This is a genomic window from Mesorhizobium sp. ORM8.1 (genome assembly GCF_053005525.2).
The window spans coordinates 3,857,563-3,871,297 of record NZ_CM132600.1 but is presented as its reverse complement, the minus strand read 5'-3'; the positions used below and the strand labels follow the sequence as shown (position 1 = coordinate 3,871,297).

Below are 13,735 nucleotides of genomic sequence, written 5' to 3'. Positions count from 1 at the left end.
CGCCTCAACCCTGTCTAGGAATCCTCCGGGGCCATTAACGCGGTGATCGCGTCCTCAGTGATTCGGATCTCGTCGCCAGCGCCATCGACAAGACCGTAAGCGCGCAAAGCCCCGATCTTTCCTAACGCGGGGCCGCTTAGGCTTTCGTGCCCCAAGTGCGCCGCCAGCGCCGATTTGGATACCTTGTTTCGACCGTCCCGGTCATAGACCTTCCGCGCCAGGATCAGCGCACCGGCCAAATCGACCACGGGGTAATTAGGACTGCGAACGTTCGCCATCGAAGCGATCTCCTCTATCTGTTCGATTATTCTCACGGGCAGATAGAATAATCAATAGAAGAAACCTGTCGGCTAACTCAGAACGCTCTTGTCAAGCGAGCCGTTTTCAATATGCTCCGAGCCGCCGGGAGAGAACCCCGGCGATTCGAAGCATTGGAGATGCGATGGAACCCATATGACCGCTTCCTGGGCTGATGAGGTCTCGAACACCTGATCAGTTTCCAGCAGCCGCCGCTGGGCGGTAGGTGCCGGGCGCGAATGCCCGGTGCCACTCTGGTCCGGAAATGGTTCCGGACCGCAAACCGTGGCCGAATATCGGCACACATGAACGCGTAGACAATGATTCATCTTCGAATCGGCGTCAATCGATATTCGGTCGCTACCCTTTCACGAAAGGAAAGGCAATGAACGACCGTAAGGTAACGCCGGATATGGTTCCGGTGATCAAGTTGGCCCGTCACCTCCACGTACCGTATTCGTGGATTTCGGGTTACTATCCCGGCCTCAACTTTGGCCGGATTGCTGATGTGATGGCGGGGAAGCTGTTCCCTGAAATCCCGCCGGCGGCAGAACTCCCCGCCGACTTCCCCTTGCCGGGATCGATGGCGGCCTAAGCGAAGGAATAGAGGGGCGGCCTACTGGTCGCCCCTTTTCAGTTGCCAGAGCTTGTAGGGGCCGAACATGTCGTGATCGTCGGTCCAGCCGCATTCCTCGATAAGCCCTTGGATGACGCACACCTTGATGCAAGCGCCGATGCGTTTCCTTATCGTGGTGACGGTCGCCTCGTCGGCAGCAAGGCCCCGGTCCGCAACCCATAGCTCGGTAATCTGGCGCGACGTGAGCGGCGCGGTAGCCTCCCGCATGGTGTTGAGTACAAAACGCTTTACGGTGCCTTTCACGGCCCGGTGCTTGGTGACGTACTCTTTCAGCGGTGACGTGTCGGCGTTGGGATCAAAGAGCCTTATAGCCGCGTCCAGATGGTCTATATCGACCGTCAGTTTTTTGATCTCGGCGCGGTACTGGTCACGCAGGGCGGTTAGCTCGGCGTGCTTGGCGACAAGGCCGGCAACCGTGTTCGGTCTATCGTATTCGGCAATCTTCATCATGCATCATGGCTATCACATCGTAAACGATGATGCAAACATCATATTTGGTGAGTTTGCTCCATAATACCGGCGAATTCGGGGAATTCGTCGAGGAAGAGAACACCATGATGGGCGAGCGACACCTCGCCCGGTCGTGCGCGTATGCCGCCGCCGACCATCGCCGCCATCGAGGCCGAATGGTGCGGCGCGCGGAACGGCCGCCGGTCGGTGAGCTTGCCTTCGCCGAGCTCTCCGGCGACAGAGGCGATCATCGAGACCTCCAGCAGCTCCTTCGGCGCCAGCGGCGGCAGGATCGAGGGCAGGCGCTGCGCCAGCATCGACTTGCCGGCGCCGGGCGGGCCGACCATCAGCAGGTTGTGGCCGCCGGCCGCCGCGACTTCCAGCGCCCGCCTGGCGCTCTCCTGGCCCTTGATGTCGGCGAGGTCCGGCAGGTCGCGCGCCGCGACCTGGATGCCCGCCTCCGGCCGCGACAGCACCTGCGTGCCACGAAAATGGTTGGCGATGGCAATCAGGCTGCGCGGCGCGAGAATGTCGAAGTCCTTGCCCGCCCAGGCCGCTTCCGGCCCGCAGTCGAAGGGGCAGATCAGGCCCTTGCCTTCGGCATTGGCGCCGATCGCCGCCGGCAGCGCGCCAGCGACAGCCGCGGTCATGCCGTCGAGCGAGAGTTCGCCAAGCACGACATAGCCGGCCAGCATATCGCCCGGAATGGCGCCAAGGGCCGCCATCAGGCCGAGCGCGATCGGCAGGTCGTAATGGCTGCCTTCCTTGGGCAGGTCTGCCGGCGCGAGGTTCACCGTGACCTTCTTCGACGGCATCGACAGGCCGGACGCATGCAGCGCCGCCTGCACGCGCTCGCGGCTTTCCGCAACCGCCTTGTCCGGCAGACCGACGATCTGCATGCCGACCTTGCCGGGCGCGATCATCACCTGGACATCGACCGGCACAGCCTCGATGCCCTGGAAAGCGACCGTGCGAACCCGCGCCACCATGTTTGCTCTGCCCCCGGATACCGGCCCTTTCACGGTCTGCGACCAGCCCGCGAACGACATTACACCAGACAACCACAGATTTGTGGCTTAGGCAAGAACATTACGGGAACACACGAGTCGTCGAAGCAACAGCAGGGAATGCGATCGGCGTCGGCGAGATTGAGTTGGCTGAGAAAGGATCGCGACATGCATCGAAGCGAGGCTTGAAGCACGTCCCTGTGTCCGCTTCAGCACAATGTGCTCTAAAGGCCATATTTTAGCGACAGCTTATAATCGGCTGCAAAATGGGGTATGAATCCCCAGCGGTTCCGACAGTCGCAACGTCAGGCTCCGCGACAGGGAGGATGACATGGCCGATGGTGGCATGAACGTCTCGAAACTTGCATCCAAATCTCACGACAACCCGGATGAGGTTCGCTCGCCGGACAAGACACGCGTCGAAGTGGTACGGCTTCCCGGATTCACGCTCGGACGGCTCAACATGGAGCCGGGATGGAAATGGTCAGAATGCGTGAAGCCGGTCGTCAAGACCGATAGCTGTCAGGTATCGCATGTCGGCTACGTGGTTTCCGGCACCATCACCATCAGAATGGATGACGGAACCAGCAAGACGTTCACGCAGGGCACGTCCTACACGATTCCGCCCGGCCACGACGCCTGGGTGGAAGGCAACGAACGCTTCGTCTGTATCGAGGTGATGAGCGCCGAGCAGTACGCCAAGCCGTCTTAGAGCAATTTCCGGAACAATGCGTAGCGGTCTTCCGCCAGGAATTGTGTTAAAACAAGGAGATGGAGCGGCTCACCGTTTCGGTGAGGCGCTCTAGGCGGCAGACCTGCTATCGCGTTTTGTGCTCGACGCAGTCCCAGAACAAGCTGGCGATATCCGCGCCGCCGAAGCGCTGCACCTCGCGCACGCCGGTCGGCGAGGTGACGTTGATCTCGGTCATGTAGTCACCGATCACATCGATGCCGACCAGGATGAAGCCGCGCTCTTTCAGGGCCGGGCCGATACGGGCGCAGATCTCGCGCTCGCGCTCGGTCAGATCGGTCTTCTCGGCGCGGCCGCCGACATGCATGTTGGAGCGGGAATCGTGGTCGGCCGGCACGCGGTTGATGGCGCCGACCGGCTCGCCGTCGATCAGGATGATGCGCTTGTCGCCCTTGCGCACGTCCTTCAGGTAGCGCTGCACGATATAGGGCTCGCGCGACAGCTGGCCGAACATTTCAAGCAGCGAGGCGAGGTTGCGGTCGTCCTCCTTGAGATGGAAGATACCGGCGCCGCCATTGCCGTAGAGCGGCTTGACGATGATATCGCCGAACGCCTTGCGGAAGGCGGCGACCTCCTGAGGGTCCTTGGTGATCAGCGTCTCCGGCATCAGGTCGGGAAACTCGGTGACGAAGATCTTTTCCGGGCTGTTGCGCACCCAGGCCGGGTCGTTGACCACCAGCGTCTTCGGATGGATGCGCTCCAATATGTGCGTGGTGGTGATGTAGTTCATGTCGAAGGGCGGATCCTGGCGAAGCAGGATCACATCCATTTCCGACAGGTCGGTGCGCACCTTCTCGCCCAATGAGAAATGGCTGCCCTTCTCGTCGCGCACCTGCATTTCCTCGACGCGCGCGAACACCTTGCCGCCCAGCATCGACAGCCGGTCGGGCGTGTAGTGGAAAAGCTTGTGGCCGCGCCGCTGCGCCTCCAGCGACAGTGCGAAGGTGGTGTCGCCGGCGATCGACACGGTGGAGATATGGTCCATCTGGACGGCAATCTTAAGCGGCATTTGCGGTCTCCGGCGATCCTGTGTGCCGTCGATATACGGAACTCCGCGGCGTCTGCCAATCGCGACATTTTGAAGATTGGTGCCGGTCCGCTGCAACCTCCTAAACCATGAGTTGGAGACAAGATGATGTTGCGCGTCATCGTTTTCTTAAGTCTTGCCGTGCAACGGTGACCGTGGAGTGCCGCTGGCCGGACGACGCCGGACGGAAGTCATCGATGGAACGAAAACCATGAATGCCGTCACCGCCATCCGCACTGCCGCGGCCGAGGAGCTTGAGCTCACCATCCTCATGCCGTGCCTCAACGAGGCCGAGACGCTGGCGACCTGTATCCGCAAGGCCAAGGCCTTTCTCGACAAAGCGCGCATCGCCGGTGAGGTGCTGATCGCCGACAATGGCAGCACCGACGGCTCGCAGCAGATCGCGGCCGAAAACGGCGCCCGTGTCGTCCCGGTGCCGCAGAAAGGCTATGGCGCGGCACTGCTCGGCGGCATCAACGCCGCCGGCGGCCGCTACATCATCATGGGCGATGCGGACGACAGCTATGATTTCGGCGCGCTCGAGGCCTTCGTCTCGCGCCTGCGCGACGGCGCGGATCTGGTCATGGGCAACCGTTTCCAAGGTGGTATCGAGCCTGGCGCCATGCCTGTCCTCCATCGCTATCTGGGTAATCCGGTGCTGAGCTTCATCGGCCGCCTGTTCTTTCGCATCAAGACGGGCGACTTCCACTGCGGCCTGCGCGGCTTCAACGCCGAGCGTATCAGGGCGCTCGACCTGCAGACGAGCGGCATGGAATTCGCCAGCGAGATGGTGGTTCGCAGCGCCCTTGCCGACCTCCGCATCGAGGAGGTCCCAACCACGCTCAAGCCCGATGGCCGCAGCCGCGCGCCGCATCTGCGGACCTGGCGGGATGGCTGGCGTCATCTGAAATTCCTGCTGGTGCACAACCCGCGCTGGATGTTCTTCATCCCCGGCATGGCATTGCTCAGCCTTGGCGCATTGCTGGTGACGCTGCTGTTGCTGGGACCTCTGCAGGTGATCGACAGTTTGTCGCTCGACATCAACACATTCGTCGCCGCCTGCTTCATGGTCGTCGTCGGCGTCCAGCTCATCACGTTCGGCGCCATTTCGCGTTATTACGCCGAGATAACCGGCATCCTGCCGCGCAACAAACGATCGGACTGGCTGGCCAGCACGCTCAGCACCGACCGCCTCGCCGGCAATGCCGGCATCTGCTTCGCCGGCGGCGCGCTGTTTTTCGGCTACGCGCTGTGGTGTTGGGCGAGCCGTGGCTTCGGTCCTTTGCAGGATCCCGAAATTCCACGCATCGTCGTGCTGGGTCTCAGCCTGATCGTTATTTCACTGCAATCGTTCTTTTCGGCCTTCTTGCTAGGTGTTCTGGAGATCCCGGTAAAGCGGCTGAAAGCAGCCCAGGCCGGCCGGCCGGCCGGGACCGTCGTATCTGCCGAAAAATGAACGGGCTTGCGCGAAAATTCGCCGCGGCGCGATTTGTCCGGTTCGCCGTGGTCGGCATTGGCGCGGCGCTCCTGTTTTTCGTGTTGTCGTGGGCCCTAGTTTCGGCCGGCTTGCCGCCGTTTACCGGCAGCGTCATTGCCTATCTGCTGGCGTTCGTCATGGCCTACTCGGCACAGCGCAGCTGGGCGTTCGGGGGACGGCACGGCCATGGCCGCGCCTTGCCGCGCTATCTCGCCACCCAACTGGTCTGCGCGCTGTTTGCGGGTCTGTCCGCCCATGTCGCGGTGTCGATATTTTCTGCGCCACCGCTGGTCATGTCAGCCATCATCACGCTCGCAGCGGGTGCGGCAAGCTATGTGCTTTCATCGGTCTGGGTGTTTCGCGACGTTCAGAAAGCCGCTTGAAGCTTCGATCGCCGTCAGGCGCTTATCGAAGCGCCGCGACGAAGTGCAGGCCCCTGTCGAACAAAAGGTTCGCCGGGAACGGATAAAGCGCCAGGTTTTCGCGCCAGGCCTGGGCCTTGAGCCCCACCTGATCGAAAATCGCGTTCCATTCCCGCTTGGACAGATAGTTGTAGGGCAGCCTTACGTCGTGGCCCCTGTTTCCCACCCAGTCCATGAACCTGAGCGTGCTGTAGGCCAAGGGCACGTCGCGCAGATGATCCTTGATGACGACGCCCTTGCGGGCGACCCTGGCGGCCTCGGCGACAAGATGGCCGGGATTGTCGGTATGGTGGAGAACGTCGACGATGGTCACCCAGTCGAACGATCCGGAAGCCGCCGGTATCGTCGTGCCGTCGAAAATCTCCACGGGAATGGCTGTGCGTGGACGGAGAAAAACATCGATCCCGCGAAAATTCAGCCCTGGTTTCCGATCCATCACCGCCTTGGCGAGCGAACCGTCGCCGCAGCCGAGGTCGAGAACGGTGCCCTCGGCGCCCAGCACGGCGCCGATATGTTCGGAGAGAACCCGGATGCGGCGTTGAAACACGGCCCGGTCGTGTGCCGCGTTCAGTATCTTTTTCTCGATCGCCATGACACTCATACCCGGCTCCGAACTGGCTATTCATTTTCTGGTCTGGGAACATATTTGTGATTGGCAAACAAAGCGTTTCGCCAACTGGAGGGGCCTTTCGCAAGGCCGGCTTAAGGTTTGCGCAGTGAGTTGGCGCTAGGGTTTCGCCTCACGAGAGCGCAACCAAGGCCGTCCCGTGACCTCCGTCGATGCCAACATGTCCGAACCGGCCAAGCCACGCCCGTCGTGGCGCAACGACCTTGCGCTGGCGCTTATCGCCGCGCTGGTGTTTGTTGCTCTCGGCGCTTACAGCGGATTTCCCGAGCTGACCGATGCCGGCGGCGACAATGACAATTTGCTGCGTCTGGTCGAGGTTCGCAACCTGCTGGCCGGCCAGGGTTGGTTCGACCTGCATCAGTACAGAATGGGGCTCGAAGGCGGTTTCGTCATGCACTGGTCGCGGCTGGTCGACGCGCCGCTCGCCGCCATCATTCTCGTGGCCTCGGCGCTCACCGGCAGCATGGCTGTGGCCGAGGCCATAGCCCAAGTGCTTTGGCCGGCGCTGCTGCTTTGTCTGGCTGTGTTCTTCACCGCCCGCGCCGCGCGCGCTTTCGCCGGCGCGGGCGCCGTACTGCCGGCTGTGATCATCTCGGCTGCCGGGCTGCATTTCATCGGCATCTTTTCGCCCGGTGCGCTTGATCATCACAATGTTCAGCTGACGCTGACCATGGCCAGCCTCGCTTTGCTGCTGGAGGCGCCAGCGCATCGGATGGCGGCGCTGTTTTCCGGCCTCTGTGCCGCGCTGACACTCGCCGTCGGCATGGAAACCGTTCCCTATGTCGCGACCCTCGGTGTCGGCGTGGCACTGCTGTTCATCGCCGACGCGGGCAGTGAACGCGCGATCGCTCGCGACTTCGGCCTCGGCTTCGCCGGAGTCTCGGCCCTCGTCTTCGTCACTACCATTCCCGCGTCCGCCTGGGGCGAAGCTCAATGCGATGCCTTCTCGGTCACGCAATTCGCTGTCGCGGCCATCGCCGGGTTCGGGCTTGCGGCTGTCGCCTCGATCGACGCCACCAGCCGCAGCCGGCAGCGGCGTCTGCTGTCGCTTGGCCTGCTTGGCGCCCTGCTGGTGGCGGTCGTTGTGGTGCTGTTCCCGCAATGCCTGGCGGCGCCCTACGCAAATGTCGATCAGCGTCTGAAAGACCTCTGGCTCGACCACATCGATGAAGTCCAGTCCTTGTTCTCGCTTCTCGTCAACCAGCCTGCCGGCGTGGCGGCGCGCTATGCGACGCCGGTCGTGGCGATTGTGCTGATGGCGCTGCGGCTCGGCCGTGGCGGCTGGCGGCGCGAGGACAGCCTGGTCGGCGCGCTACTGGTCGTCGCCTTCGCCGTCGGCGCCTGGCAGGTGCGTGGCACGACATTCAGTGTCGGCCTTGCCGTGATCCCGCTGTCGGCATGGGTCGCGAAATGGCGCGCACGGGCCGAAATCAGTTCCTCTTTCGGCGTGACGCTGCGCCTCGTCGCGGTCTGGTTGCTCTCGTTCAATCCGGTCTGGACAGGTGTTGCGGCGGCCGCCTCGGTGGCCTTCGAAAAAGGCACGGCTGTCGCCGATGGCGACGACACCGACGGCGCCTGCCTGAAAATGGCGACCTTTGCGCCGCTTGGGCGCATGCCCGACACCACCGTGCTGACGCTCTCCAATCTTGGAGCGCCGATCCTGGCCTATACCGGCCACCGCGTCTTCGCCGGCCCCTACCATCGCAACCTCGCCGGCGTCCTTCTGGCATTCGACACCTTCCTGGGCTCGACCGACGCCGCGCGGCGAACCGTCGAAGCGCACCATGTCGGCCTCGTCGCCATCTGCCGTGGCAACGCCGAGACCTCGACGCTGACCCAGACTGCGCCGAATGGGTTTCTTGCCGATCTGATCCGCGGCCGCGTTCCGGACTGGCTCGAACCGGTTGTCGACACCAAGGGCAACCCAATCGAGCTCTTCCGCGTCAGGCAGGCTGGCTAAAAGCAATTCCAGGAAAAGTGCGAAGCGGTTTTCCGTCCGGAATTGCGTGGGTAAAAACCCAATTCCAGGAAAAGTGCGAAGCGGTTTTCCGTCCGGAATTGCGTGGGTAAAAACCCAATTCCTGGAAAAGTGCGAAGCGGTTTTTCGGCCGGAATGGAGCAGTGGAATTTCCAAGGTAACTGTCAGCTGCATACATTAGAAGTTGCGTATAATTGAATATTAACGGCGATCTGCCATCGTGACCAAAGCTGGAACGCCTCTACCGGACGTACAGCTGCTTCCGACCATAGAAAAATCGATTTTCCGATACTTTTCCTAAACGCTTTGCTGCCAGTCTGACCGCAAATACCGACATCAGACAGGGACATGATGCAAACGACGTTTGGCACTGGGCAGCCAGGCAAGGAAAATACGGATCTGGCCTTCACCGATTCGTTGACCGGACTTGGCAACCATCGTCGCTTCTTCGACAAGGTCGATCGCCTGATCAGCGATCGCGCCGACGATCCCGCGCCCTTCACGGTCGGCATCCTCGACCTCGACGGCTTCAAGCCGATCAACGACCTCTTCGGCCACAAGGCCGGCGATGACATCCTGATCCAGGTCGCCATGCGGCTGCGCGCCTCGATGGATGGCCACTCCACCGTCTGCCGCATCGGCGCCGACGAGTTCGCGTTCCTTTACCCCATGGTGTTTTCGGAAGAGCAGGCGGCCGAGAAGTCGCGCATGCTGATCGAGATCCTGTCGGCGCCTTACGACGTCGGCGAGCGTACCGCCAGGCTCTCCGCCTCGGTCGGCTGCTCGTTGTTTTATTCCGGTGACGAAACCACCGAGATACTCATCAACAAGGCCGAAACCGCGCTCTACCACGCCAAGCGTTCGGGCCGCGGCCGCGTCGTCGTCTACACCCGCGAGATGGAGGAAGCCGCCAAGCGCGTCACCCGCATCGAGCAGGCACTGCGCCGCGCCGTCTCGGCCGGCGAGGTCGAGCCGCATTTCCAGCCTATCGTCGATTTGAACAGCCGCCGCACCATCGGCTTCGAGACGTTGGCGCGCTGGACCGACCGCGATCTCGGCGCCGTGCCGCCGAGCGTCTTCATCCCGATCGCCGAGGAACGCGGCATCATCGGACCGCTGTCGCAGCTGGTGCTGCGCAAGGCCACCGAAGCGGCGCGCAGCTGGCCGAAGGAACTGTTCCTGTCCTTCAACCTGTCGCCTTCGCAACTCGTCGACCAGAACACCGGCCTGCACATATTGGCGATCCTCGACCGCACCGGCTTCGATCCGCGCCGGCTGGAGATCGAGATCACCGAGACCGGCCTGATGAACGATCCGGCCTCGGCCGAGAAGATCGTCGAGGATCTGCGCCGCGTCGGCATCCGCGTCTCGCTCGATGATTTCGGCACTGGACAGTCATCGCTCGGCCGCCTGCGCGAATTCCATTTCGACAAGCTGAAGATCGACCGCGCCTTCGTTTCCTCCATCCTCGACGACCGGCCGTCGGAACACATCATCCGCGCCATCCTGGCCATGTGCGAGGGGCTCGGCATGGATGTCGTCGCCGAAGGCATCGAGGATGAGGCGCAGGCCGATCGTCTGGTCCAGTTCGGCTGCGCCGGCGGGCAGGGCTATCTGTTCGGCAAGCCGGTCGATGCCGACGCCACGCTCGGCTATCTGCGCGATTCCTATCGCGGCGCGCTGCACGCCAAGGCGATTTGACCGCTCTCTCCAGGCTCAAATGATCTGCCGGCGCCGCTTTGGCGGCGCCGATCATTTGTCAGACATAATGTCGGGAATCCGGCGTTTCTCCCCTTGCCCTCGCGCTTTGTCTGGATAGGATGCGCGCCGACCAAGGCAGGGAGAAAGAAAAGATGATGCCATCGGCGCGTTTTGCCGACCTCGACGGCGCCTCGGTGCTTATCACTGGCGGCGGTTCCGGCATCGGCGCCGCGTTGACGGAAGGCTTTCTGCGCCAGGGCGCCAAGGTCGCTTTCATCGACATCGCCGACAAGGCCAGCAGCGCGCTTGCCGACCGCCTCGAAAAAGAGCTCGGCCGGCGTCCGCTCTACCTCAAGGCCGATCTTCGCGACATCGAGGCACTGCGTGCTGCTGTCGCCAAGGCGGCGGAAGTGCATGGCGACGTCACCGTGCTCATCAACAATGCCGCGCTCGACGACCGCCACGCCGTGGAAGACGTTACGGTCGAGTACTGGGACAACAGCCTGGCGATCAATTTGCGGCCGCATTTCTTCACCGCGCAGGCCGTGGCGCCCGGCATGAAGCGCGCCGGCGGCGGCTCGATCATCAACTTCACCTCCACCTCTTATCTGATCAACCACCCCGACATGCCGGCCTATACCGCCGCCAAGGCAGGTATCCTCGGCCTCACAAAAGGCCTTGCAGGCAAACTCGGCGCCGACCGTATCCGCGTCAACGCGGTCGCGCCCGGCTGGGTCATCACCGACCGCCAGCGCAAGCTCTGGGTGACCGACCAGGGACTTGCCGCCCATGTCGCCAAGCAGTGCATCAAGGATGTCATGCAAGCCGACGATATGGTGGGCACGGTGCTGTTCCTGGCGTCGGACGCCTCGCGCATGCTCACCGCCCAGATGCTGATCGTCGACGGAGGCTTCCTGTGAGCGCGGCGCCTGCGGTAGCCGCGCTCGACTGGGGCACGACGCGGCTCAGGGCCTGGTTGCTTGACGGCACCGGCAAGGTGCTGGCCGAGCGTCGCGGCGATGACGGGCTGATCACCGCGCGCGAAAAAGGATTTTCGAACGTGCTGGAAGGCCATTTGGCCGCCATGGTCGCGCCGGACACGCTGCCGGTCATCGTCTGCGGCATGGCCGGCTCCCGCCAGGGCTGGATCGAGGCGCCGTATGTCACCGTGCCGGCGCCCATCAGCGCGATCCTGCGCGGCGCCGCCCGCATCGAAGGCTCGAGCCGCGACATCCGCATCGTGCCGGGCCTCGCCCAGCGTCTTGCCGACGCGCCGGATGTCATGCGCGGCGAGGAAACCCAGCTCGCCGGCGCCGGTTTGCCGGCTAACGGGCGACATCTCGTCTGCATGCCGGGCACGCATTCCAAATGGGTCGTCGTCGATGACGGCGCGGTCGAAGGTTTCGGCACCTGGCCGACCGGCGAACTGTTCTCGGTGCTGTCAGCGCATTCGATCTTGAAGCATTCGCTCGGCGAACATCCGGCGCCTGTCGCGGCGGACAGTCCGTTTTTCCGGCAGTGGTGTCAGCGAGCGCTGGGCGAAGGTGGCGATGTGACCTCAAAGCTGTTTGCCATCCGCGCCGCCGGGCTGCTGCAGGATTTGCAACCGGATGAGGCGGCCGCCTGCCTGTCCGGGCTTCTGATCGGCGGCGAGATTGCCTCGGCCAGACGTCGCTATGGCGCAAGCGAGGCGCCGGTGGTGCTGATCGCTTCGGGCGCGCTGGCGACACTTTACGGCGCAGCGCTCGCCCTTGCCGGCCTTGCTTTCCGCACCGTCGACGCCGATGAAGCGGTGCGCGCCGGCCTCGTCGAGGCCGCGCGCGAGAACGGCATGATTGGAGCCTCGGCATGACGCAGACTGCACCTTTCCCGAAATTGAAGCGCGGCCTGGTCGCGATCCTGCGCGGCTTGAAGCCGACGGAAGCGATCTCGATCGGCCAGGCGCTGTTCGACGCCGGCATCGAGGCCATCGAGGTGCCGCTCAATTCGCCGGAACCGTTTTCCTCGATCGCCAGGATCGTCGAGGTTCTTCCCAAGACCGCGCTTGTCGGCGCCGGCACGGTGCTGACGGCGGCCGATGTCGACGCCTTGCACAAGGCCGGCGGACGCCTGCTGGTCAGCCCCAACATCGACGCCGAGGTGATGGGCCGAGCGATGCATCATGGCATGGTCACCATGCCCGGCGTCTTCACGCCCACGGAGGCGTTCCAGGCGATCCGGCTTGGCGCGTCGGCGCTGAAATTCTTCCCGGCAAGCGTACTCGGATCGAGCGGCATCGCGGCCATTCGCGCCGTGCTGCCGGCAACGACACTGATCGGCGCGGTGGGCGGCGTCTCCGACAAGGACTTTGCCGGCTACAAGGCGGTCGGCGTCAGCGTCTTCGGCCTGGGGTCGAGCCTTTACAAGCCAGGCGCGACGGTCGAGGACGTCAGCCAGCGCGCCCGCGCCGCCGTCGCCGCCTGGGATGAAGCTTTCGGAGGACAGTGATGGACGGCGTTTCGGTTTTTTCCGACCATATCTGCGAACTCGGCGAGGGGCCGAGCTACGACCCGGGCACCGACACGCTGTTCTGGTTCGACATCGTCAACGGCAAGCTCCTGGAAAAGCCGCTCGCCGGCGCGCTGAAGGTGCATGACCTCGGCGTCATGGCCAGCGCCATCGCCGTTATCGACGACAAGCGCCAGCTGATCGCCACCGAGCAAGGCTTGGCTGTCCGCGACGCCGCAACCGGCAAACTGACGCTGCACACGCCGATCGAGGCCGACAATCCGCTCACCCGCTCCAATGACTCCCGCGTTCATCCGTGCGGCGCCTTCTGGACCGGCACGATGGGCAAGGGCGAGCAGAAGGGCGCCGGCTCGATCTACTGGTTCTTCAAGGGCGAATTGCGCCGGCTGTTTTCGGACATCACCGTCTCGAACTCGATCTGTTTTTCCGAGGATGGGGCGATCGCCTATTACACCGACACGGCGACCGGCCTCCTGATGCGGACGGCCTGCGATCCGGCGACGGGGCTGCCGATTGGTGAGCCGAAGGTGTTCGTCGATCACCGCTCGTCGAAGGGCTATGTCGACGGCTCGGTCGTCGACCGCGACGGCGTGCTGTGGAACGCCGTCTGGGGCGGCAGGGCGGTCAAGGCCTATGCGCCCGACGGCACGCTGCTGCGCGAGATCGCAATGCCGGTGACGCAAGCCTCCTGCCCGGCCTTCGTCGGCCGGAAGGGCGACCGTCTGGCGGTGACCTCGGCGTGGAAGGACAAGGACGAAAAGCAGCGCGCCCTCGACCCGCAGGCCGGCATGACCTTCCTGCTCGATATCCCGGTCAAAGGCCGCTTCGAGCCGCGCGTGCTGATCGCCTGAG

14 protein-coding genes and 1 pseudogene are annotated in these 13,735 nt (G+C 63.4%); 10 read left to right on the top strand and 5 right to left on the bottom strand.

What is annotated here, in order from left to right; all coding sequences use genetic code 11:
* Nucleotides 1-14 precede the first annotated feature (14 nt).
* Nucleotides 15-278: a hypothetical protein gene (locus tag ACVDG8_RS19385; RefSeq protein ID WP_455707174.1), complete on the bottom strand. Its 264-nt coding sequence runs from the start codon at nt 276-278 to the stop codon at nt 15-17.
* Between the two features lie 404 nt (nt 279-682).
* On the opposite strand from ACVDG8_RS19385, the gene ACVDG8_RS19380 reads away from it, so the two are divergent.
* Entirely contained in the window at nt 683-892 is a 210-nt protein-coding gene (locus tag ACVDG8_RS19380; RefSeq protein WP_447256122.1) for a hypothetical protein, read from the top strand.
* 21 nt (nt 893-913) lie between these two features.
* Here the strand turns inward: ACVDG8_RS19380 and ACVDG8_RS19375 are convergent, their stop codons facing one another.
* Both ACVDG8_RS19375 and ACVDG8_RS19370 read right to left on the bottom strand, forming a co-directional pair.
* Entirely contained in the window at nt 914-1,384 is a 471-nt protein-coding gene (locus ACVDG8_RS19375; RefSeq protein WP_447256121.1) for a hypothetical protein, read from the bottom strand.
* Nucleotides 1,385-1,452: 68 nt separating this feature from the next.
* Nucleotides 1,453-2,373: pseudogene (locus ACVDG8_RS19370) on the bottom strand (YifB family Mg chelatase-like AAA ATPase); the annotation flags it as partial.
* 349 nt (nt 2,374-2,722) lie between these two features.
* On the opposite strand from ACVDG8_RS19370, the gene ACVDG8_RS19365 reads away from it, so the two are divergent.
* Nucleotides 2,723-3,103, top strand: coding sequence for a cupin domain-containing protein (locus tag ACVDG8_RS19365; protein ID WP_447256120.1), 381 nt, complete (start codon nt 2,723-2,725; stop codon nt 3,101-3,103).
* A gap of 106 nt (nt 3,104-3,209) precedes the next feature.
* On the opposite strand, the gene gshB is transcribed toward ACVDG8_RS19365, so the two are convergent.
* Complete coding sequence (gene gshB / locus ACVDG8_RS19360) at nt 3,210-4,151, bottom strand: glutathione synthase (RefSeq protein ID WP_447256119.1); 942 nt, start codon at nt 4,149-4,151, stop codon at nt 3,210-3,212.
* Between the two features lie 229 nt (nt 4,152-4,380).
* Between gshB and ACVDG8_RS19355 the strand changes: the two genes are divergently transcribed.
* Both ACVDG8_RS19355 and ACVDG8_RS19350 read left to right on the top strand, forming a co-directional pair.
* Nucleotides 4,381-5,625 (top strand): glycosyltransferase family 2 protein, encoded by a 1,245-nt coding sequence (locus tag ACVDG8_RS19355; RefSeq protein ID WP_447256118.1) that lies wholly within the window; start codon nt 4,381-4,383, stop codon nt 5,623-5,625.
* Nucleotides 5,622-6,029, top strand: coding sequence for a GtrA family protein (locus tag ACVDG8_RS19350; RefSeq protein WP_455707173.1), 408 nt, complete (start codon nt 5,622-5,624; stop codon nt 6,027-6,029). The genes ACVDG8_RS19355 and ACVDG8_RS19350 overlap by 4 nt, the downstream gene beginning before the upstream one ends.
* Before the next feature lie 22 nt (nt 6,030-6,051).
* On the opposite strand, the gene ACVDG8_RS19345 is transcribed toward ACVDG8_RS19350, so the two are convergent.
* Nucleotides 6,052-6,669, bottom strand: a complete 618-nt coding sequence (locus ACVDG8_RS19345) for a class I SAM-dependent methyltransferase (protein WP_447256116.1) — start codon at nt 6,667-6,669, stop codon at nt 6,052-6,054.
* A gap of 166 nt (nt 6,670-6,835) precedes the next feature.
* Between ACVDG8_RS19345 and ACVDG8_RS19340 the strand changes: the two genes are divergently transcribed.
* The 6 genes from ACVDG8_RS19340 (at nt 6,836) to ACVDG8_RS19315 (ending at nt 13,734) form a co-directional block, all read left to right on the top strand.
* Complete coding sequence (locus tag ACVDG8_RS19340) at nt 6,836-8,656, top strand: GtrA family protein (RefSeq protein WP_447256115.1); 1,821 nt, start codon at nt 6,836-6,838, stop codon at nt 8,654-8,656.
* 369 nt (nt 8,657-9,025) lie between these two features.
* Nucleotides 9,026-10,375, top strand: a complete 1,350-nt coding sequence (locus ACVDG8_RS19335; RefSeq protein WP_447257387.1) for a putative bifunctional diguanylate cyclase/phosphodiesterase — start codon at nt 9,026-9,028, stop codon at nt 10,373-10,375.
* A 152-nt stretch (nt 10,376-10,527) separates the two neighbouring features.
* On the top strand, nt 10,528-11,295 hold the full coding sequence (locus ACVDG8_RS19330; RefSeq protein WP_447256114.1) for an SDR family NAD(P)-dependent oxidoreductase: 768 nt from the start codon (nt 10,528-10,530) through the stop codon (nt 11,293-11,295).
* Nucleotides 11,292-12,227, top strand: a complete 936-nt coding sequence (locus tag ACVDG8_RS19325) for a 2-dehydro-3-deoxygalactonokinase (RefSeq protein ID WP_447256113.1) — start codon at nt 11,292-11,294, stop codon at nt 12,225-12,227. Before ACVDG8_RS19330 ends, ACVDG8_RS19325 begins: the two co-directional genes overlap by 4 nt.
* Nucleotides 12,224-12,862, top strand: coding sequence for a 2-dehydro-3-deoxy-6-phosphogalactonate aldolase (locus tag ACVDG8_RS19320; RefSeq protein WP_447256112.1), 639 nt, complete (start codon nt 12,224-12,226; stop codon nt 12,860-12,862). Before ACVDG8_RS19325 ends, ACVDG8_RS19320 begins: the two co-directional genes overlap by 4 nt.
* Nucleotides 12,862-13,734 carry an SMP-30/gluconolactonase/LRE family protein gene (locus ACVDG8_RS19315; protein ID WP_447256111.1) on the top strand — a complete coding sequence of 291 codons (873 nt, stop codon included), beginning with the start codon at nt 12,862-12,864 and terminating at the stop codon, nt 13,732-13,734. Before ACVDG8_RS19320 ends, ACVDG8_RS19315 begins: the two co-directional genes overlap by 1 nt.
* Nucleotide 13,735: the final 1 nt, after the last annotated feature.